General features: G+C 70.5%; 17 protein-coding genes. 5 read left to right on the top strand and 12 right to left on the bottom strand.

Annotated features, from left to right (window positions below; all coding sequences use genetic code 11):
• The first annotated feature begins 38 nt into the window (after positions 1–38).
• Positions 39–831 (top strand): IS5-like element ISStma16 family transposase gene (locus LG388_RS17810; protein ID WP_225784054.1). Its coding sequence is split into 2 segments (ribosomal slippage): positions 39–298 and positions 297–831, totalling 795 coding nucleotides; the frame shifts between segments, so codons are not numbered across the junction.
• A gap of 8 nt (positions 832–839) precedes the next feature.
• Here LG388_RS17810 and LG388_RS17805 read toward each other — a convergent pair.
• Positions 840–1,394, bottom strand: coding sequence for a DUF177 domain-containing protein (locus tag LG388_RS17805; RefSeq protein WP_225784053.1), 555 nt, complete (start codon positions 1,392–1,394; stop codon positions 840–842).
• Between the two features lie 58 nt (positions 1,395–1,452).
• Here LG388_RS17805 and LG388_RS17800 point away from each other — a divergent pair, with 58 nt between their 5' ends.
• From LG388_RS17800 to LG388_RS17790, 3 genes are all read left to right on the top strand, one after another.
• The gene (locus LG388_RS17800) at positions 1,453–2,034 is read left to right on the top strand and encodes a Maf family nucleotide pyrophosphatase (protein WP_304956853.1); all 582 of its coding nucleotides are present in this window, start codon (positions 1,453–1,455) and stop codon (positions 2,032–2,034) included.
• A 14-nt stretch (positions 2,035–2,048) separates the two neighbouring features.
• A complete protein-coding gene (locus tag LG388_RS17795) occupies positions 2,049–2,816 on the top strand; it encodes an SAM-dependent methyltransferase (RefSeq protein ID WP_225784051.1) in 768 nt (255 codons plus the stop codon).
• Positions 2,817–2,885: 69 nt separating this feature from the next.
• Positions 2,886–4,016 (top strand): MFS transporter, encoded by a 1,131-nt coding sequence (locus LG388_RS17790; protein ID WP_225784418.1) that lies wholly within the window; start codon positions 2,886–2,888, stop codon positions 4,014–4,016.
• Between the two features lie 70 nt (positions 4,017–4,086).
• Here the strand turns inward: LG388_RS17790 and LG388_RS17785 are convergent, their stop codons facing one another.
• The 4 genes from LG388_RS17785 to LG388_RS17770 are packed head-to-tail and all read right to left on the bottom strand — an operon-like array spanning position 4,087 to position 7,339.
• On the bottom strand, positions 4,087–5,133 hold the full coding sequence (locus LG388_RS17785; RefSeq protein ID WP_225784050.1) for a S49 family peptidase: 1,047 nt from the start codon (positions 5,131–5,133) through the stop codon (positions 4,087–4,089).
• Between the two features lie 21 nt (positions 5,134–5,154).
• Positions 5,155–5,559 carry a Rieske 2Fe-2S domain-containing protein gene (locus LG388_RS17780; RefSeq protein WP_225784049.1) on the bottom strand — a complete coding sequence of 135 codons (405 nt, stop codon included), beginning with the start codon at positions 5,557–5,559 and terminating at the stop codon, positions 5,155–5,157.
• 20 nt (positions 5,560–5,579) lie between these two features.
• The gene (locus LG388_RS17775; protein WP_225784048.1) at positions 5,580–6,266 is read right to left on the bottom strand and encodes an HAD-IA family hydrolase; all 687 of its coding nucleotides are present in this window, start codon (positions 6,264–6,266) and stop codon (positions 5,580–5,582) included.
• A complete protein-coding gene (locus LG388_RS17770; RefSeq protein ID WP_225784047.1) occupies positions 6,263–7,339 on the bottom strand; it encodes an RluA family pseudouridine synthase in 1,077 nt (358 codons plus the stop codon). The genes LG388_RS17775 and LG388_RS17770 overlap by 4 nt, the downstream gene beginning before the upstream one ends.
• A gap of 554 nt (positions 7,340–7,893) precedes the next feature.
• Between LG388_RS17770 and LG388_RS17765 the strand changes: the two genes are divergently transcribed.
• A complete protein-coding gene (locus LG388_RS17765; protein WP_225784046.1) occupies positions 7,894–11,016 on the top strand; it encodes an Rne/Rng family ribonuclease in 3,123 nt (1,040 codons plus the stop codon).
• Between the two features lie 195 nt (positions 11,017–11,211).
• Here LG388_RS17765 and LG388_RS17760 read toward each other — a convergent pair whose 3' ends face one another.
• From LG388_RS17760 to adh, 7 genes are all read right to left on the bottom strand, one after another.
• A complete protein-coding gene (locus tag LG388_RS17760) occupies positions 11,212–13,395 on the bottom strand; it encodes a TonB-dependent receptor (protein ID WP_225784045.1) in 2,184 nt (727 codons plus the stop codon).
• Entirely contained in the window at positions 13,392–13,784 is a 393-nt protein-coding gene (locus LG388_RS17755) for a DUF779 domain-containing protein (protein ID WP_225784044.1), read from the bottom strand. The genes LG388_RS17760 and LG388_RS17755 overlap by 4 nt, the downstream gene beginning before the upstream one ends.
• A 71-nt stretch (positions 13,785–13,855) precedes the next feature.
• Positions 13,856–14,308 carry an azurin gene (azu, locus tag LG388_RS17750; protein ID WP_225784043.1) on the bottom strand — a complete coding sequence of 151 codons (453 nt, stop codon included), beginning with the start codon at positions 14,306–14,308 and terminating at the stop codon, positions 13,856–13,858.
• Between the two features lie 13 nt (positions 14,309–14,321).
• Entirely contained in the window at positions 14,322–14,882 is a 561-nt protein-coding gene (locus LG388_RS17745) for a pentapeptide repeat-containing protein (RefSeq protein WP_225784042.1), read from the bottom strand.
• A gap of 2 nt (positions 14,883–14,884) precedes the next feature.
• Entirely contained in the window at positions 14,885–16,735 is a 1,851-nt protein-coding gene (locus tag LG388_RS17740) for a methanol/ethanol family PQQ-dependent dehydrogenase (protein WP_225784041.1), read from the bottom strand.
• A 32-nt stretch (positions 16,736–16,767) separates the two neighbouring features.
• Positions 16,768–17,253, bottom strand: coding sequence for a cytochrome c-550 PedF (gene pedF / locus LG388_RS17735; protein WP_225784040.1), 486 nt, complete (start codon positions 17,251–17,253; stop codon positions 16,768–16,770).
• Positions 17,254–17,397: 144 nt separating this feature from the next.
• Entirely contained in the window at positions 17,398–18,918 is a 1,521-nt protein-coding gene (gene adh, locus LG388_RS17730; RefSeq protein ID WP_225784039.1) for an aldehyde dehydrogenase, read from the bottom strand.
• Positions 18,919–19,045: the final 127 nt, after the last annotated feature.

The following is a 19,045-nucleotide window of genomic DNA, read 5'->3' as shown; positions in this document are numbered from 1 at the left end:
TTCAAAGTCTCACCCTCTTGATGTGAGAAGCTCGGTGGGTGAGAAAAGGCTACCCCAGCGACATCAAGCGCGAGCAGTTCGAGGTGATCCGGCCATTGCTGGAGAGTGCGCGCAGAAAGACTGCCCCACGCAAAGTGGAGCTGTACGAGGTGTTTTGCGCCGTGCTTTACCTGCTGCGCACGGGCTGTCAGTGGCGGGCACTGCCCAGCGACTTTCCCAAGTGGCGCACCGTGCACTCGTACTTTGCCATCTGGAGCGAGCCACGCGAGGGTGGCAGCCTGCTGGAGCAGGCATTAAAAAAATCAGGTTGGCGCGGCCCGCGAGAAACTGGGGCGCAACGCCTGCAGCACGCTCTTGATCGTGGACGCGCAGAGCGTGAAGAACACGGACACGGCGGGCTTGAGGGGCTGTGACGGAGGCAAGAAGGTCTCGGGCATCAAGCGCCACATCGCGGTGGACACCCAGGGATTGCCGCATGCGATAGCGGTGACCACGGCCGAGGTGACGGACCGCAAAGGCGCACTGCAGGCGCTACAGCGCTGCAAGCCCCGGTTGAGCCGGCTACAAAGCCTGCTGTGCGATGCAGGCTACATCGGTCGGCCGTTCGCGCAAGGCGTGCAGCAGATTCTGGGAGGGCATGTGACGGTGCAGATCGCCAAGAGAAGCGAGCTTCACACTTTCAAGGTGATGCCCAAGCGCTGGGTCGTGGAACGCAGCTTTGCCTGGCTGGACAAGAACAGGAGGCTGTGGAAGAACTGCGAGCGATGGCTCAACACCAGCCTGCAGTTCGTCCACTTGGCATTCTTGGTGCTCTTGCTCAAGAGACTTTGAACACGCTCTCAGCCCTCGGGGCCGGGCTTCTTCTTGAGCTGCGCCAGCGCCGCGAAGGGCTTGGGCCGCTCGGCTTCGGCGGCGTCGAAATCCGCGTCCTGCACCGACATGGGCACCGCTTCGGGACAGACCTCGTGGCGCGGGGCGACGGGCATTTCCATCAGCAGCTCGTCCTCCACCAGTTCACGCAGGTCGAAGCTCTTGCTGGCGACCAGCACGTCTTCCTCGGCCTCCTCGTCCTCGAAAGCCGCGGTTTCCTCGTCGGCGACGAAGCGGAACCAGCGGTCCGCCTCCAGCTTGGCCGCCAGGGGCAGCAGGCAGCGCTGGCAGGTGAGCGGCACCGTGGCTTCGGCCTGCACATGCAGCCAGGGCGCACCGGCCCCGCCGCTGCCCGCGCGCCACTCGCCGCGGGCGCACCAGCGCACCTCGGCCGGCAGTTCGCTGCTCACCGCTTCCGCCTGCAGGCGCTCGAAGGCGCGCAGCGGCTCCTGCGCCTCCAGCAGGGCGCCCGCCTGGGCGAAGGCCGTCACGTCCAGCCGGCCGGCATCGAATTCCTTCTTCATGGACGGCAGTCTACGCGCGCCCGGACAGGGGCCGCACGGCTCAAGGACAATGCCGGCCATGCAACGCACCGTGATTCTCGGCTCCACCTCGCGCTACCGCCGCGGCCTGATGGAGCGCCTGCGCCTGCCCTTCGAGGTCCAAGCCCCGGAAGTCGACGAAACCCCCCTGCCCGGCGAAGCACCCGCGGCTCTGGCCGCGCGGCTGGCGCTGGCCAAGGCGCGGGCCGTGGCGCAGCGCTTTCCCGAAGCCGTGGTGATCGGCTCCGACCAGGTCGCCGACCTGGACGGCGAGGCGCTGGGCAAGCCCGGCGACCATGCGCGCGCCGTGGCCCAGTTGCGGCGCATGCGCGGGCGCACGCTCGTGTTCCAGACGGCGCTGGCCGTGGTGTGCGAGGCCACCGGCTTCGCCCAGCAGGACCTGGCGCCCGTGCGCGTGGTGTTCCGCGACCTCGGCGATGCCGCCATCGAGCAGTACCTGCGCGCCGAAGAGCCGTACGACTGTGCCGGCAGCGCCAAGAGCGAAGGCCTGGGCATCGCTTTGCTCGAATCGATCGAGAGCGACGACCCGACGGCCCTCGTGGGCCTGCCGCTGATCCGCACCTGCCGGCTGCTGCGCGCGGCCGGCATCGCGCTGCTTTGACGCGCGCCGCACCGATGGCCACGCTGTACCTGGTTCCCGCGCCGCTGGACTTCGGCTGCGACGAGCAGACGCCCATCGAGGACGTGCTGCCGCGCGCCACCCTGACCCAGGCCGCGCGCCTCACGCACTGGATCTGCGAGAACGCCAAGAGCGCACGCGCCGTGCTCAAGCGCATCGACGCCGCGGCCCCGCTGGCCGCGCCGCTGCAGGCGCAGGCGATCCAGGAACTGCCGCGTGCCGTGCACAAGAAAGGCGACCATGCCGGCAGCGCCGGCGCCGCGCCCTTCGATGCGCGCGCCCTGCTCGCGCCGCTGGCCGCGGGCCACGACATGGGTCTGCTCAGCGAGGCCGGCATGCCCGCCGTGGCCGACCCCGGCAGCGCCGTGGTGCGTGCCGCGCATGCGATGGGCGCGGTGGTGGTGCCGCTGGTGGGCCCGGTGTCGCTGCTGCTCGCGCTGGCGGCCAGCGGCCTCAACGGCCAGAACTTCGCTTTCGTCGGCTACCTGCCGCAGGACGCCGCGGCGCGCCAGCAGCGCATCCGCGAGCTGGAAGCGCTGGCCCTGCGCACGGGCCAGACCCAGCTTTTCATCGAAACGCCCTACCGCAACGCCGCCGTGCACGATGCGCTGCTGGCCACGCTGCAGCCCGGCACGCGGCTGGCCGAGGCCGCCGGCCTGACCCTGGCGCAGGCGGCGGTCCACAGCGACAGCATCCAGGCCTGGCGCCGGCGCCCGCCGCCCGCGCATCACCGCCTGCCCACCGTTTTCGCCATCGGCGCCTGAGGCCCGCACAGGCCTTCGCCCCGCCATGCACCAGGCGCCGCCCTTCCGGATTTCTTTTTCTTGACCGCCCTGTCCCCCACCGCGACCCGCTGGGCCGCCCGCAACCAGTTCTTCTGCTCCGGCTTCATCTTCGCGACCTGGGGCGTGCACATTCCCACCGTCAAGGCGCACTACGGCCTGGACGAGGCCACGCTGGGCCTGGCCATGCTGGCGGCCGGCTTCGGCGCGCTGTTCGGCCTGACGCGCGCCAGCCGCTGGATCGCGCGCTTCGGCGCCGGCCCCTGCGCGCGCCTGACGGGCGCCCTCTACGCGCTGCTGCTGGCCGGCCTGCTGGCCATGCCGGGCTACGCCGGGCTGCTCGTGCTGCTGGCGGTCTTCGGCATGGTCACGAGCGTGTTCGACGTCGCCATCAACACCGAGGCCGCGCAGATCGAGCTGCTGGACCGCCAGCCGCTGATGAGCGGCATGCACGGCATGTTCAGCCTGGGCGGCATGGTGGGCGCGGTGAGCGGCAGCGCCACACTGGCGGCCGGCCTGGGCGCCGCCTGGCACCTGCTGGCCGTGGCCGGGGTCATGGCCGCGGCCATCGCGGGCTTCGGCCACTGGATGCTGCCCGCGCGCCACACGCAGTCGGCGCCCAGCCAGGAAGGCTTTCGCCTGCCGCGCGGTGCCCTGGTGGTCCTGGGCGTGCTGGCGGCGCTGGGCCTGATCGCCGAAGGCGCGATGTACGACTGGAGCGTGCTCTACCTGCAGCAGGAGCTGGGCAGCCCGCAGGAACAGGCGGCGCTGGCCTATGCCAGCTTCTCGGCCGCGATGGCGGCCGCGCGCTTCGGTGGCGACGCGTTGCGCGCGCGCTTCGAGCCGGCGGTGCTGGTGCGCGGCAGCGCGCTGCTCGCTGCCGCCGCGATGACGCTGGTGCTGCTGACCGATTCGCCATGGGTGGCACTGGCCGGCTGCGCGGGCGTGGGCATCGGCTTTGCCAACGTGGTGCCGGTGCTGTTCGCCGCCGCCGCGCGCGTGCCGGGCATCGAGCCGGCGCGCGGCATCGCGGCCGTGTCCGCGGCCGCCTACCTGGGCTTCATGGCCGGGCCGCCGCTGATCGGCCTGGTCGCGCGCGTCAGCTCACTGACCTTCGCGCTGGGCGTGGTGGTGCTGTTCGCGCTGGCGCTGGCAATGTCCGCCCGGCACGCGCGCGCCTGAGACGCCCCCAAAACAGAACGCCCCTGCGGGAGCCTTTCCCGCAGGGGCGCATCGGAACAGGAAACGACGCTCAGCGCAGCGACGGCGTGGTCTGCAGCGCCTGCACGGCCGCCTGCGCCGCCGCGGCGCCGAAGCGCTTGGCCAGCCGCTCGGCCACGTTCTCGCGGCGCGTGTAGTCGATGATCTCCTCGGCCTTGAGCACGTCGCGGGCCACGAATTCCACGCTGCCCAGCTTGTCGGCCAGGCCCAGGGCGATGGCCTGCTGGCCGGTCCAGAACAGGCCGCTGAACAGCTCGGGCGTCTCGGTCTTCAGACGCTCGCCGCGGCCCTTCCTCACCACGTCGATGAACTGGGCGTGGATCTGGTCCAGCATCTGCTGCGCATGGGCACGCTGGGCGTCGCTCATCGGGCTGAAGGGGTCCAGGAAGCCCTTGTTCGCGCCGGAAGTGAGCAGGCGGCGCTCCACGCCCAGCTTTTCCATGGTGCCGGTGAAGCCGAAGCCGTCCATCAGCACGCCGATGCTGCCGACCAGGCTGGCCTTGTCGACGAAGATCTCGTCGGCCGCGGCGGCAATGTAGTAGGCGGCGGAGGCGCAGGTCTCCTCGACCACGGCATACACCGGCTTGTTGTGCTTGGCGCGCAGGCGCTTGATCTCGTCATGGATGATGCCGGCCTGCACCGGGCTGCCGCCGGGCGAGTTGATCAGCAGCACCACGCCCTTGGAGCCCGCGTCCTCGAAGGCGCTGCGCACGGCGGCCACGATGTACTCGGCGCTGGCGTCGGAGTCGCCCGCGATCGCGCCCTCGATCTCCACCACCGCCGTGTGCGGGGCGCTGTTCACGGCCGTGCTCTGCGAGCGCGACACGCCCAGCCACACCAGGGCGATGAAGAAAGCCAGCCAGGCCAGGCGCACGAAGGTCTTCCAGCGGCGCGCGGCGCGCTGTTCCTTGAGGGCGGCAAAAGCCAGCTTTTCGAGCGTGGCGCGCTCCCAGCCGGGCTTGGAAGTGGGGTCGTTGTTCACGGATGAAGACGGGGAAGTGGAAGGGGCCGGCGCCGCCGGCAATGCGTGAGGATCGGGGCCGAAGCCCGCCGGCTCGCGTCGGTCAGGGTCGCTCATGGATGAAAGCGCCCAGCGGCGCTAGAACTGCAAGGGCTGCAGGTTCCAGGCAGTATGCCAGTGCACCACGCCGTCCCTCTCGCTCAAGGGAATCTTCACCAGCCCGCCTCGGCAGGGGCCGCCGGCGCACGCGCCGCTGTCGGGCCGGTAGGCGGCGCCGTGCGTGGCGCACAGCAGCCACTGGCCGGTGTCGTCGAAGAAGCGGTTCTCCTGGTAGTCCATCTCCATTGCCACATGGGTGCAGCGGTTGAGATAGGCATGCACGCGCCCCTCGAAGCGGATGGCGAAGGCGCGGCAGGTCTGGCCGCCGTAGACGACGTCGAAACCCACGGCCCGGCCGCCGTCGGCCAGGTCGCGCGAATTGCACAGCGGAACCGCTTCACCTTCATCGTCCTGTCGCGGCAGGGGTGGGCTGGGGAGTGTCATGCGCGTGCGCGGGAGAGGTCTCAGGCGTGGTCCAGCAGCCAGGCCGCCAGGTCGGGCACCGAATGGGCCACGTGCAGCGGCGACAGCGGCGCGAAGCCTTCGGGCGTGTGGGCGCCGTAGCTCACGCCCACGCTGGCGCAGCCGGCGTTGAGCGCCAGCTGCAGGTCGTGCGTGGTGTCGCCGATCATCAGGGTGCGCGAAGCCGGTACGCCCAGTTCCTCCATCAGCTCCAGCAGCATGCGCGGATGCGGCTTGCCGAAGGTCTCGTCGGCGGTGCGCGAGGCGTCGAAGCGGTGGCGCAGCGCCACGGTGTCCAGCGCCAGGTCCAGCCCGCGGCGCGACTTGCCCGTGGCCACGGCCAGCTTGTGGCCGCGCGCGTGCAGAGCATCCAGCATCGACAGCACACCGTCGAAGAGCACCAGATCGTCCTGGTGCAGCAGGAAGTGGTGGCGGTAGCGCGCGCCCAGCTGTGGGTATTTTTCGGGCGGCACGTCGGGTGCGGCGCGCGCCAGCGCCTCGGCCAGGCCCAGGCCGATGACCCAGGCCGCGTCCTGGTCGCTCGGGCGCTTGCCGCCCACGTCCTCCACGGCGGACTGGATGCAACGCACGATCAGGGCCGTGGAGTCGTAGAGCGTGCCGTCCCAGTCGAAGGCGATGAGGTCGAAGCGGCGGGGGCGTTCAGCGCCCGCTTCAGGGGAAGAGGTCATGCGGAGGGTCCGGGGTCGGCCAGGGCCTGGAGGGCGGCGGGCGGCATCAGGGCCGCCAATTCGGAGGGAAGGTCGGCCTGCAGCGCCAGCGCCTCGCCCGTGGCCGGGTGCTCGAAGCGCAGCCGCCAGGCGTGCAGGAACATGCGCTTGAGCCCCAGGCGCGCCAGGTCGCGGCGGCGCTCGAAGTCGCTGTATTTGTCGTCGCCCGCGATCGGATGGCCGGCCGAAGCCAGGTGCACGCGGATCTGGTGCGTGCGCCCGGTCTTGATGGTGACGGCCAGCAGGCTCATGGGCCGGTCGTCGCCGGGCAGCGTCAGCCGCGCGAGCACGCGCACCAGCGTCAGCGCGCGCATGGCGTCGGGATGGTCCTTGTCCACCACCTTCACGCGGCGCTCGCCCTCGGCCTGGCCGGGCCTGGCGGGCAGCAGGTAGCGGGCCAGCGGCGCGTCCAGCACCTTCAGGCGCGCGGGCCATTCGCCCTCAGCCAGCGCCAGGTAGGTCTTGCCGGTTTCGCGCGTGCGGAACTGCGCCTGCAGTGCCGTGAGCGCGCTGCGCTTCTTGGCCACCAGCAGCACGCCGGAGGTCTCGCGGTCCAGGCGGTGCACCAGTTCGAGGAAACGGGCCGCCGGCCGCGCGGCGCGCAGATGCTCGATCACGCCGAAGCTCAGCCCGCTGCCGCCATGCACGGCCACGCCGGCCGGCTTGTTGATGGCAAGCAGGGCCTCGTCCTCGTGCAGCAGGTCGAAGCCGCGCGGCGGCGCGGCCGGGGCGGCCTCCCTGGCGGCGGCCGCCGCGCTCACGCGCACCGGCGGCACGCGCAGCAGGTCGCCGGCCGCGATGCGCGTGTCGGCCTGCACCCGCCCCTTGTTCAGCCGCACCTCGCCCGAACGGATGATGCGGTAGACATGCGTCTTGGGCACGCCCTTGAGCGTGCGCAACAGGAAGTTGTCCAGCCGCTGGCCGGCCGACTCCTCGTCCACGGCCAGCAGTCGCACTTCACCGGACGAAGCCGCAGACGAAAGCGCCCGGCTCGCCGCCGGCGCCTGCGGCTTCGCACCTATAATCTTTTTCACCAGCGCGCCTGTGTAAGTGCTTGATTTGAACGAGAAGTTTAGAGCACCCACCGATGCCCTGGCAGGTCGATGCCGCTTTCAGGTGCCGCCCGCAGGCCCCGCGCAACCGCGCCCGGCGGCGAAAGGCGCCCGACAGTCTGGCCGACACAGACGAAACCCCGACACGGAATACCCCAAGCCGACTGGCGCCCCCTGGTGCGCCGGCCGGCGGATACGAGCGAGAGCCTTTGCTGTGCTGATGTGGCTGATTCAACTGTTCCTGCGCTGGCGGATGCCCGCGCCGCAGGGCATTGGAGCCGCACCCGCGCCTGTCGTGACCGCCCGCCCCGCCCCCTGCGGGCCGGCCGCGCGACCCCGATGCGGCATCGGCCTCGTCCCCATCCTCGCGCCCCCCACTCCCTGGCCAGCGGGTTGAGCCCGTCGCGGGCGGGGCGCTTGCCCTTGCCCGAGCCTTCCGGAGTGCCGCGGCAGTTCCCCGTCGTTTCTCTGCGTCGTCCGCGCATCGTGGGCCCCATCCGGGCCAGTACGAGACAACAAAAAGGACACGCACTCCCATGAAGCGGATGCTGATCAACGCCACGCAGGCCGAAGAACGCCGCCTGGCCATCGTCGACGGGCAGAAGCTCCTCGACTACGAAATCGAGATCGAAGGGCGCGAGCAGCGCAAGGGCAACATCTACAAGGCCGTCGTCACGCGCGTCGAGCCTTCGCTGGAAGCCTGCTTCGTCAACTACGGCGAGGAGCGCCACGGCTTCCTGCCTTTCAAGGAAATCTCCAAGCAGTACTTCGCCGAAGGCGTTTCCGCCTCCTCGGCCCGCATCCAGGATGCGATCAAGGAAGGCCAGGAGATCTTGGTCCAGGTGGAAAAGGAAGAGCGCGGCAACAAGGGCGCGGCCCTGACCACCTTCATCAGCCTGGCCGGCCGCTACGTGGTGCTGATGCCCAACAACCCGCGCGGCGGCGGCGTGAGCCGGCGCATCGAGGGCGAGAAGCGCGCCGAGCTCAAGGAAGCGCTGGACCAGCTCGAGTACCCCAAGGGCATGAGCATCATCGTGCGCACCGCGGGCATCGAGCGCTCGGCCAAGGAACTGCAGTGGGACCTGAGCTACCTGCTCAAGCTCTGGGCCGCCATCGAAAGCGCCAGCAGCGGCAAGGGCGCCTTCCTGATCTACCAGGAATCCTCGCTCGTGATCCGGGCGATCCGCGACTACTTCGACGAGAAGATGGGTGATGTCCTGATCGACGAGGACAACATCTACGAGCAGGCCAAGCAGTTCATGCAGTACGTGATGCCTGAGCATGCGGCCAAGATCAAGCGCTACCGGGACGACGCGGCCCTGTTCAGCCGCTTCCAGATCGAGCACCAGATCGAATCGGCCTACGCCCGCACGGTGCAGCTGCCCAGCGGCGGCGCCATCGTGATCGACCACACCGAGGCGCTGGTCTCCATTGACGTCAACTCGGCGCGCGCCATCAAGGGCAGCGACATCGAGGAAACCGCCACGCGCACCAACCTGGAGGCGGCCGACGAAGTGGCCCGCCAGCTGCGCCTGCGCGACATCGGCGGCCTGGTGGTGATCGATTTCATCGACATGGACGAGTCGAAGAACCGCCGCGAGGTCGAGGAACGCCTGAAGGCCGCCCTCAAGCAGGACCGCGCGCGCCTGCAGTTCGGCTCGATCAGCAAGTTCGGCCTGCTGGAGATGAGCCGCCAGCGCCTGAAGCCGGCGCTGACCGAAGGCGCCTCCATCCCCTGCCCGCGCTGCGGCGGCTCCGGCCACATCCGCGACACCGAATCGAGCGCGCTGCAGATCCTGCGCATCATTCAGGAAGAGTCCATGAAGGACAACACCGCCGCCGTGCACACGCAGGTGCCGGTGGAAGTGGCCTCCTTCCTGCTCAACGAGAAGCGCACCGAGATCGCCAAGATCGAGATCAAGCAGCGCGTGAGCGTGCTGATGGTGCCCAACAAGACGCTGGAGACGCCCAACTACCGCCTGGAGCGCCTCAAGCACGACGACCCGCGCCTGGACCAGCTGCGCGCCAGCTACACCATGGCCGAGGACTTTGGCGAAGAGGAAGGCATCACGCGCCGCTCGCAGGAGCCCACCAACCGCCAGACGCCCGTGATCAAGGGCCTGGTGGTGCCCGATTCGCCGCCGCCGCAACCCGAGCCGCGCGCGCCCAAGGCCGAAGCCGCACCCGCGCCGGCCCCAGCGCCCGCCGCCCCGGTGGTGGCCGCGCCGGCGCCGGCCCAGGGCGGCATCCTGGGCTGGATCAAGAGCCTGTTCGGCGCCGGCACGCCCGCGCCGGTGGCCGCCCCGGCCCCTGCGGTGGCCCCCGCGCCGGCCGCGGAAGAAAGCCGTCCTGCACGCCGCGAAGGCCGTGAAGGCCGTGAAGGCCGTGAAGGTCGCGGCGGCCGGGGCCGCGGCGGCGAGCGCCGCGGTGAAGGCAACGGCGAACGGCGCGACGGTGAGCGCCGTGAACGCGGTGACCGCGACAGCGAACGCCGCGACAACGACGCGCGCCGCGACGGTGGCCGCCGTGACGGTGAACGCCGCGAGGGCAGCGAACGCCGCGACGACGATCGCCGGGACGGCGAGCGCCGCGAACGCGGTGAGCGCGACGGCGAGCGCCGCGCCCGCAACGGCCAGGGCGAAGGCCGCGACGGCGCGCCGCGTGAAAGCCGCCGCGACGCCGCCCGCGCGGAAGGCGAACGCGACCTGAACCGCCCGCCGCGCGATCCCGCCGAACGCCGCCCGCGTGGCGAGCGCCGCGATGCCGAAGCGCCGGCCGGCGAAGAGAACCTCCGGGACGACGGCAGCACGGGCCACACGGGTGTCCACGGCGAATCGCGCGAAGACCGCGCCGACACGCGCGAAGCCGGTTCGCGCGCACGCCGCCAGGGCGAGCGCCGCGGCGATGGCGAAACCCGCGCCGCGCGCGAGGACCGCGGCGAAGCACGCGAACGCCTGCCGGCCCATGAGGCGGCCGACGCCGAAACCGCCGACGCGCTGCTGGACAACCCCGGCGCGCCGGAATCCGCCTCGCCGCGCGGCGACGAGGAACCGCGCCGCGGCCGTTCGCGTGACCGCTACGGCCGCGACCGCCGCGAGCGTGCGCCGCGCGAAGGCCGCGAACCGGCCCCCGCCGAAGTGCAAGCACCGGCACCCGCGCCGACTACGCCTTCGGCCGAAGCCGCGCCCGCCCAGGCCACCGCGCCGGTGGCGCAGCCCGCCGATGTGGAGCCCGGCAGCGACATGGCCGTGCTGCGCGAAGCCCTGCGTGCCCAGTTGCCGGTGGCCGCCAGCCCGGCCGGCGGGGCGGCGCAGGAAGCCGCCGCCGTGGTGCTGCACACGCTCGCCGCCGCGCCGGCACCGGACGGCGGCCGCTCCGGCGGCCTGCCCCGCGTGCAGGCCTACGAGCTGCCCGTGCAGGAACTGAGCGCCATCGCCGAAAGCGCACAGCTGGAATGGGTGAATTCCAACGCCGAGCGCGTGGCCGAGGTGCGTGCCGCCATCGCGGCCGAACCGGCTCCGGTGCATGTGCCGCGCCAGCGCCCGCCGCTGATCGTGATCGACGAAGGCGCGCTGGAACTGGTGGAAACGCGCCAGGACCTGGGCCGCGTCGAGCTGCCCAACGTGCGCAGCGACGAGGCGCCGGCGCCGCGCGTCTGACGCACGGCCGGGCAGCAGCGAAAGGGCCGCAGCCGCACGCGGTCCTTCAGCCCACCTCTGTCCTCCACGGGCCGCCTCGGGCGGCCCGTGGTGCGTCTGGCGACCGGGCCGGGGCCCCACCGACGCAGCGCCGCGACACGACGCGAGCGAGCTCCCTACCGCGCGCAGGCCCGGGATCGGCAGCCGCGGCTGCCTTCAGAAGCGATAGGCCGCGCTCACCCCCGCCGACCATTGCCGGCCCGGCGCGGGCTCGAAATAGCGGCCGTTGCTCTCGTTGACGATGACCGAGCCCGCATAGCGGCGGTCCAGGAGGTTGTCGGCACGTGCGAAGGCCTCGACGGACCATGGGCCCCAACGGTGCGTCCAGCCGAGCCAGGCGCCCACCAGTGCGTAGCCGGGCGCGCTGGCGCTGTTGCGGTCGTTGGCCATCACGCGGCTCTGGGCGCGCAGGTCCACGCCCGCACGCCAGCCCTGCGGGGGCACCCAGCCCAGCGAGGCGTAGAAGGACTGGCGCGCAATGCCGGGCAGGCGCGCATCGGCCTGCACCCGGTTGGCGTCATTGCACGGCAGCGGCGTGCAGAAGCCGTCGGCATAGCGTGCGTCCAGCCAGGTGTAGGCCAGCTGGGTGCGCCAGTTCGTCGCGCTCTGGTGCAGCCAGGCGATCTCGGCGCCGTGGCGGCGCGTGCGGCCGGCGTTCTGGAAGCTGCTGCGCCCGCCGCTGCTGCCGTGGGCCACGATCTCGTCGCGCGTGCGTGTGTGGAACAGCGCCGCCGTGAGCAGGCCGCCGGCCAGGCGCGCCTTGGCTCCCACTTCCACGCTGGTGCTCACGGCCGGGCGCAGGCCCAGGTTCAGGCCACCGATGCCGTCGGGGCGGTACGAGAGTTCATTGAGCGTGGGCGTCTCGAAGCCGCGGCCGGCCGAGGCGTACAGCGCGAGGTCGCGCGTGGGCTGCCAGCGCAGCGCCGCGACGGGCAGCACGCGCGCGTGGCGCGCCGTGCCGCTGTCATCGCCGTTGGCCAGGTAGTGGTCGCGCGACTCGAAGCGCACGCGGCTGCGGCGCACGCCGGCCTCCAGGCTCCAGGCCTCGGCGATCTGCCAGTTGGCCTGCACGTAGGGGTCCAGGTTGCGCACGCGGTTGCTTTCGTCGCGGCGCAGGCGGCCCTGCACGCCCAGCACGGGCGCAGACAGTGGCCCCAGGTAGTTCTGGTAGCCCTTGCGCTGTTCGCGCAGGCCGTCCCAGGCCAGGCCGGTGCTCACCTCGATGGGCCGGCCGGCCAGTTGCTGGCGCGTGGTCCAGCGCAGGTCGACGCCGCTGTAGCGGCGCGACAGGTCGATCACCCCGCCCGCATGGCCCGGGTTCTGCTGCGCCGCGGGCGGAATGGACTGGAACTGCGTGTTCTCGCGCTCGCCGCCGTAGACCATCAGCCGCAGGTCGTGGTCGGGCGCGATGCGCTGTTCGTAGAGCAGGCCGATCTGCCGCTGCGCCACGGTCTTGCGCGTGTCGTACTGCTCGGCCAGCGGCGCGGCGCGCGGGGTGCTGCGCCACTGCGACTCGGTCAGGCCCAGCGGGTCCTGCGCCGCGATGCGCACCTGGTTGTAGATGAGCGTGAGGCGCGCGCCGTTGTCCAGCGCCAGCCCCAGCCGTGCGTTGGCCAGGTCGCGCCGCGCAGCGCTGTGGTCGCGCCAGCCTTCGGTGTCGAAGCGGCTCAGGCTCAGGCGGTAGTCCAGCGCGGCGCCGCCACCCTGCCCGCCCAGCGGCTGTGCGCCGCTGAGCTCGAGGGCCTGGCGCCAGGTGTCCGAGCTGCCGCCGCCCACGGTGTAGCGCAGCAGCGGCCGGCCTTCGCCCGGCGCGGTGAAGGCCTGCACCACGCCGCCCGAGGAGTTGCCGTACAGCGCCGAGAACGGCCCGCGCAGCACCTCGATGCGCTCGAGCGTGCCGATGTCGATGTTGGAGGTCTGGCCCTGGCCGTCGGGCAGCGTGGCGGGGATGCCGTCCACGTAGATGCGCACGCCGCGCACGCCGAAGGTGGAGCGCGCGCCGAAGCCGCGGATGGACAGCTGCAGGTCCTGCGCGAGGTTGCGCCGGTCCTGCACCTGCAGGCCGGGCACGCTGCCCAGGCCCTCGCTGAGCTGCGCCTGCAGCCGGCCCTCGCGCAGCTCGCTGCCTTCCACGCGGTCGATGGACGCGGGCACGTCGAAAGGCACGAGGCTGCCGCGCGGCGTGCTCACGGTGACGACGGGCAGGGCCTGCGCCTGCACTGGCCCCTGTTCCGGGGCCGGCTGCGCCGCCACAGCGGACGCGTCCTGAGCCTGGGCGCACAGGACCGGCACCAGCACCAGCAGCCCGCCGGCCAGGCCCCGCGTCGACGCGCACTTCATGGTCGGCCTCCGCACTGCGCCGCTTCCTGGTCTTGCAGCTGCGCCCACTCCTCGTCCAGGTACAGGCGCGAGCGGGTCAGGAAACGCTGGCCCGTGGGTCCCTCCAGCGAGAACATGCCGCCGCGCCCCGGCACGACGTCGATGATCAGGTGCGTGTGCTGCCAATACTCGAACTGCGCGGCGCTGATGTAGAAGGGCATGCCGCCGATGTGGCCCAGCAGCCGGTCGCCGTCCCCCACCCACAGCTCCCCCTCGGCATAGCACATGGGCGCACTGCCGTCGCAACAGCCGCCGGACTGGTGGAACATCAGCGGCCCATGCCGCGCGCTCAGCGCTTCGATCAAGGCCAGCGCAGCCGGTGTTGCGCTGACGCGTTCAGCGGAAATCATTTCAGGCTCCTCGCATGTTCTGCGCCGTGGGGAGGGCCCGCGGCGCCTGCGCGGCAGGCCGCGCGCGGGGGTCATCCGAACACGAGCTTGCCCTTCATCACCGACCAATGTCCGGGAAAGGAACAAAAAAAGCTGTAGTCGCCGCCCTTCCTGAGCTTGTTGGTGGTGAAGCTGATCTTGGTGCTGGCGCCGCCGCCGATGACCGGCGTGGCCGCGATCACGCGTTCGTCGCCCGGCTTCACATAGCCAGCCGCAGCGCCCGCATTCATGCCAGCCAGGGCGACGGAGCGCATGGCCGAAGTCTCGGTCAGCACCCAGTTGTGGCCCATGGCCGCGGCAGGGAGCTTGCCGGCGTGCCTGAGGGTCAGCTCCACGCTCGTGCAGTCGGATGCGACCTTCAGCTCGGCCTGGTCGAACTGCATCTGATCGTTGGAAGAGATGGTCAGCGCGCAGGTTTTGGCCTGCACGCCGCCGGCGCAGGCCAGGCCCATGGCAACCAGCAGCGAAGAGAGTGTACGTTGCATTTCCGTTCTTTCCTTACCAGTCGACAGGGCAGCCGGTGCAGCCCTCGAAATCCACATCGGAGAACACCGCGAAGCGCAGCTTGGTGCCGCGCATGGACGCGTTGCGGAAGGTCGACGTGCTGAACTTGGTCTCCTGCACGTCGGCGCTGTCCAGCCGCGCGCCCTCGTAGCGCGTGCCGACGGACCAGGCGCCCGAAAGGTTGGCGGCCGTGAGGTCGGCCTGCGTGAAGTCGGACTTGCTCATGCGCGCCGATTCGAAGTCCGCGCCCACGAGCCGGGCGCGCACGAAGCGCGCCTGCGCCAGATAGGCCTTGCCGAACTGCGCGGCCAGCGCGCTGGCGTCCGTGAAGTCCGCGCCGACCAGGTTGGCCGCGCGCAGATCGGCGCGATCCAGCTTGGCGCCGCGGAAGTCCGCGCCTTGCAGGTCTCTGCCCACGAGGTTGGCGAAGCGCAGGTCGGCACCGGCGCATTGCGCGCGCGGGCCGGGCGTGCAGGTCGCCACGGGTGTTTGCGCGGCAGCACCCAGCGATGCCGCCAGCGCCGCCGCGCCCAGGAGGATGCGAAGCGGCGGCATGTTCAGCTCTTCGGGAGCTTGAACACCCAGAACGAGCCGCCCTGCGTGACTGTCTTGGTCAGGTCGGCCATGTCGCCGCCCCACAGCGGCACGGCACCGCCGTAACCCGAGGCGATGCCGATGTACTGCTCGCCGTCCTGCTCCCAGGTGGTGGGGATCGAGACGATGCCCGAGCCGGTCTGGAACTTCCAGAGCTCGTCGCCGTTCTTCGCGTCGAAGATCTTCACGTAGCCGTTGGAGGTGCCCGTCACCACCAGGCCGCCGGCCGTGGCCAGCGTGCCGGCCCACAGCGGGTAGACCTCCTTCTTCTCCCAGGCGATCTTGCCGGTCTGCGGGTCCAGCGCGCGCAGCGTGCCCACATGGTCCTCGTGCAGGCGCTTGATGCGAAAGCCCATGCCCAGGTAGGCGGAGCCGGGCTTGTAGGCCAGGTGCTCGGCCCAGTAGTCCATGCCCCAGTGGTTGGCCGCGATGTAGAACAGGCCGGTCTCCGGGCTGTAGCTCATCGGATTCCAGTTCTTGCCGCCCAGGAAGGGCGGCGAGACGAACACCGCTTCGCCCTTGTCCTGGCCCTCGGCCGGCTGCTTGGGCCGCTGGTTCGGGTTCTCGATCGGCCTGCCCGTCTTGAGATCGAAGCCCTTGGCCCAGGTGATGCCGTCCACGAAGGGGTAGGCCGCCAGCAGCGCCGTCGGCTTGTTCGGATAGCCCGCGCCCGTGGCCAGCTTGTTCACGTCGGTCACGAAGAAGAAGCCGTTGCGGTCGGCATGGCCGCCCGCCTTGATGGTCTTGCCGTTCTTGTCCTTGTAGTCGAACAGCACGATCTCGTTGTTGCCCGAGAAGTCCCAGGTGTCGTTGGGCGTGTGCTGGAAGAAGCCCTTGAGCTCGCCGGTCGTCGCGTCCACGTAGGCCTGGCCCGAGGTGAACAGGCTGTCGTACTTGGACGCGTCGGCGCCGGGCGCCGTGCGCAGGTTGCCGTTCCAGGGCGCGGGGTTGCCCGCGCCGATCACGATGGTGTTGGTTTCGGGGTCGTAGGTGGCGCTCTGCCACGGCGCGCCGCCGCCCTGGCTCCAGGGCTGGACCTTGCCGGTCGCGCTCTTGGGATCGTTGGGCCACGAAGGCGCCTTGGGGTCGCCCGTGTGGGTGCTCGGCTGGCCGTTGAGCCGGCCCTGGTGGCCTTCGACCAGCGGGCGCGCCCAGACCTCCTCGCCGGTCTCCGGGTCGCGCGCGAACAGCCAGCCGACCACGCCGAACTCGTCGCCCGAACTGCCGTGGATCAGCAGCACGCGGCCGTTCTTCTCCTTCACGAGCGTGGGCGCGCCAGTCATGGTGTAGCCCACCTTGTGGTCGCCGAACTTCTTGTTCCAGACCACCTTGCCGGTGTCCTTGTTGAGTGCCACGACACGTGCGTCCAGCGTGCCGAAATAGACCTTGTCGCCGTAGATCGCGGCGCCACGGTTCACCACGTCGCAGCAGGGCCGGATGTCGTCGGGCAGGCGGTGCTCGTAGGCCCAGAGCTGCTTGCCGGTCTTGGCGTCGAGCGCGAACATGCGCGAGTACGAGGCCGTCACGTAGACCACGCCGTTGTGCACCAGCGCCTGCGTCTCCTGGCCGCGCTGCTTCTCGCCGCCGAACGAGAAGCTCCAGGCCGGCGTGAGCTTGGCCACGTTGCTGCGGTCGATCTGCTTGAGTGGGGAGAAGCGCTGGCCCTTCAGGCCCATGCCGTAGGAGAGCACGTCCCGGGTGCTCGCGTGGTCGTTGGCGATCTCGTCCCAGGTCACGCCCGGGCTGTCCGTCTGTGCATGCGCAATGGCGGCCAGCAGCAAGGCGCTGGCCAGCGCCAGAGTGGTCTTCTTCATGGTCTGTCTCCTCATGGGTGGTGGTGAACAATTCAGTCGGGCGCTCGGGTATCGACGTAGCTGCGCAGGGCCCAGATGGCTTCCTGCGTCAGGATGCCGTCGAAGGGCGGCATGTAGACGCGGCCGTCGCGCGTGCGGCCCTGCATCACGGTGGTGAAGAAGTACTGGTCCATCTCGGCCATGCAGGCCTTGTCTGGCTTCTTCGCGTCGCCGCAGTCCGCGTTGAGCTTGCGCAGGTCGGGCGCGATGCCGCCGGATTTGGCCTCCAGCCCGTGGCAGCGCGCGCAGTTGGCGTTGTAGGCCGAGCTGCCGATGCGCACGGCCTCGCTGTTCGCGGCGGCCTTGGCGGCGCCCGGCGCGTAGGGGTTGCTCTCCAGGACCTTGCTGCCCAGCTGCGGCAGGGTGTGGGTGTCCACGGCCTGGGGCGCCATGTCGCCATGGGCATAGGCCACGGTCACCAGGCTGGCCAGCGCGGCACTCAGGCACAGCAGGTCCAGCAGCGATCGCTTGCTTGTCATCGTCGATGTCTCCGTCATTCGTGGGTCGCGCATCCGCGGTGCGGCCTTTGCGCACAGGGCCGCCCGCACGGCCGGCCATGCCGTGCCGCCGGGGCTCCCGTCGAGGGGCTTTTGGCCGGCCCAAGTGGGGCCGGCCCGGGCCGGTCAGAAAAAGCCCAGCTTGTTCTCGCTGTAGCTGACCAGCAGGTTCTTGGTCTGCTGGTAGTGGTCCAGCATCATCTTGTGGTTCTCGCGGCCGATGCCCGACTGCTTGTAGCCGCCGAAGGCCGCGTGCGCCGGGTACTGGTGGTAGCAGTTGGTCCACACGCGCCCGGCCTGGATGCCGCGGCCCATGCGGAAGGCGCGATTGCCGTCACGGCTCCACACCCCGGCCCCCAGGCCATACAGCGTGTCGTTGGCGATGGCCAGAGCCTCCTCCTCGTCCTTGAAGGTGGTCACCGACACCACGGGGCCGAAGATCTCTTCCTGGAAGATGCGCATCCTGTTGTGGCCCAGGAAGACCGTGGGCTGCACGTAGTAGCCGCCGGCCAGGTCGCCCTCCAGCGTGGCGCGCGCGCCGCCGGTGAGTACCGCGGCACCTTCCTGCCGGCCGATGTCCAGGTACGACAGGATCTTCTCCAACTGCTCGCTGGAAGCCTGCGCGCCGATCATGGTGCTCGGGTCCAGCGGGCTGCCCTGCTTGATGGCCTGGACCCGGGCGATGGCGCGCTCGATGAAGCGTTCGTAGATCGATTCCTGGATCAGCGCACGGCTCGGGCAGGTGCAGACCTCGCCCTGGTTCAGCGCGAACATCGCGAAGCCTTCGAGCGCCTTGTCGAAGAAGGCGTCGTCCTTGTCCAGCACGTCGGCGAAGAAGATGTTGGGGCTCTTGCCGCCCAGCTCCAGCGTGACCGGGATCAGGTTCTGGCTCGCGTACTGCGAGATCAGCCGGCCCGTGGTGGTCTCGCCCGTGAACGCGATCTTGCCGATGCGGCTGCTGGAGGCCAGCGGCTTGCCGGCTTCCACGCCGAAGCCATTGACGATGTTGAGCACGCCGGGCGGCAGCAGGTCGCCGATCAGCTCGGCCAGCACCAGGATGGAGACCGGCGTCTGCTCGGCGGGCTTGAGCACCACGCAGTTGCCGGCGGCCAGCGCGGGCGCCAGCTTCCACACCGCCATCAGCAGCGGGAAGTTCCAGGGAATGATCTGGCCCACGACGCCGATGGGCTCGTGGAAGTGGTACGCGTAGGTGTCGTGGTCGATCTGGCTGATGCCGCCTTCCTGGGCGCGCACGCAGGCCGCGAAGTAGCGGAAGTGGTCGATGGCCAGCGGCAGGTCGGCGGCCGTGGTCTCGCGGATCGGCTTGCCGTTGTCCCAGGTCTCGGCCGTGGCCAGCAGGGTCAGGTTGTCCTGCATGCGGTCGGCGATCCTGTTCAGGATGTTGGCGCGCTCGGTGGTCGATGTCTTGCCCCAGGCCGTCTTGGCGGCATGCGCGGCGTCCAGTGCGCGCTCGATGTCGGCGGCCGAGGAGCGCGGCACTTCGCAGAAGGCCTTGCCCGTGACCGGCGTGATGTTCTCGAAATACTGGCCATCCGCCGGCTCGACCCAGCGGCCGCCGATGAAGTTGCCGTAACGCTTCTTGAAAGGCACCGCGGTGCCGAATTTTCCGGGTTCGAGCATGTCCATGTCTGACTCCATCTGTCTCGTGTTCCGCCCCGCGACATGCGGTGGCTGCCCAGGAGACAGCAACGCCCGTACCTGCGCGGATCAGGTCTTCCCCCAGGGTCGCCGGCGCAGAGGCCGGGCGTTCTTC

It is taken from the genome of Xenophilus sp. Marseille-Q4582 (assembly GCF_916700565.1).
Classification (GTDB): domain Bacteria; phylum Pseudomonadota; class Gammaproteobacteria; order Burkholderiales; family Burkholderiaceae_C; genus Xenophilus.
The sequence above is the reverse complement of the archived record's forward strand: the minus strand, read 5'-3'. Positions and strand labels throughout refer to the sequence as shown.

Bases quoted from the DNA above. Each gene is read 5' to 3' on its own strand.
- LG388_RS17805 (WP_225784053.1), bottom strand. From the start codon at position 1,394: ATGAAGAAGGAATTCGATGCCGGCCGGCTGGACGTGACGGCCTTCGCC.
- LG388_RS17760 (WP_225784045.1), bottom strand. From the start codon at position 13,395: ATGAAGTGCGCGTCGACGCGGGGCCTGGCCGGCGGGCTGCTGGTGCTG.
- LG388_RS17800 (WP_304956853.1), top strand. From the start codon at position 1,453: ATGCAACGCACCGTGATTCTCGGCTCCACCTCGCGCTACCGCCGCGGC.
- adh (WP_225784039.1), bottom strand. From the start codon at position 18,918: ATGGACATGCTCGAACCCGGAAAATTCGGCACCGCGGTGCCTTTCAAG.
- LG388_RS17795 (WP_225784051.1), top strand. From the start codon at position 2,049: ATGGCCACGCTGTACCTGGTTCCCGCGCCGCTGGACTTCGGCTGCGAC.
- LG388_RS17765 (WP_225784046.1), top strand. From the start codon at position 7,894: ATGAAGCGGATGCTGATCAACGCCACGCAGGCCGAAGAACGCCGCCTG.
- LG388_RS17740 (WP_225784041.1), bottom strand. From the start codon at position 16,735: ATGAAGAAGACCACTCTGGCGCTGGCCAGCGCCTTGCTGCTGGCCGCC.
- LG388_RS17745 (WP_225784042.1), bottom strand. From the start codon at position 14,882: ATGCCGCCGCTTCGCATCCTCCTGGGCGCGGCGGCGCTGGCGGCATCG.
- LG388_RS17775 (WP_225784048.1), bottom strand. From the start codon at position 6,266: ATGACCTCTTCCCCTGAAGCGGGCGCTGAACGCCCCCGCCGCTTCGAC.
- LG388_RS17785 (WP_225784050.1), bottom strand. From the start codon at position 5,133: ATGAGCGACCCTGACCGACGCGAGCCGGCGGGCTTCGGCCCCGATCCT.
- pedF (WP_225784040.1), bottom strand. From the start codon at position 17,253: ATGACAAGCAAGCGATCGCTGCTGGACCTGCTGTGCCTGAGTGCCGCG.
- LG388_RS17755 (WP_225784044.1), bottom strand. From the start codon at position 13,784: ATGATTTCCGCTGAACGCGTCAGCGCAACACCGGCTGCGCTGGCCTTG.
- azu (WP_225784043.1), bottom strand. From the start codon at position 14,308: ATGCAACGTACACTCTCTTCGCTGCTGGTTGCCATGGGCCTGGCCTGC.
- LG388_RS17780 (WP_225784049.1), bottom strand. From the start codon at position 5,559: ATGACACTCCCCAGCCCACCCCTGCCGCGACAGGACGATGAAGGTGAA.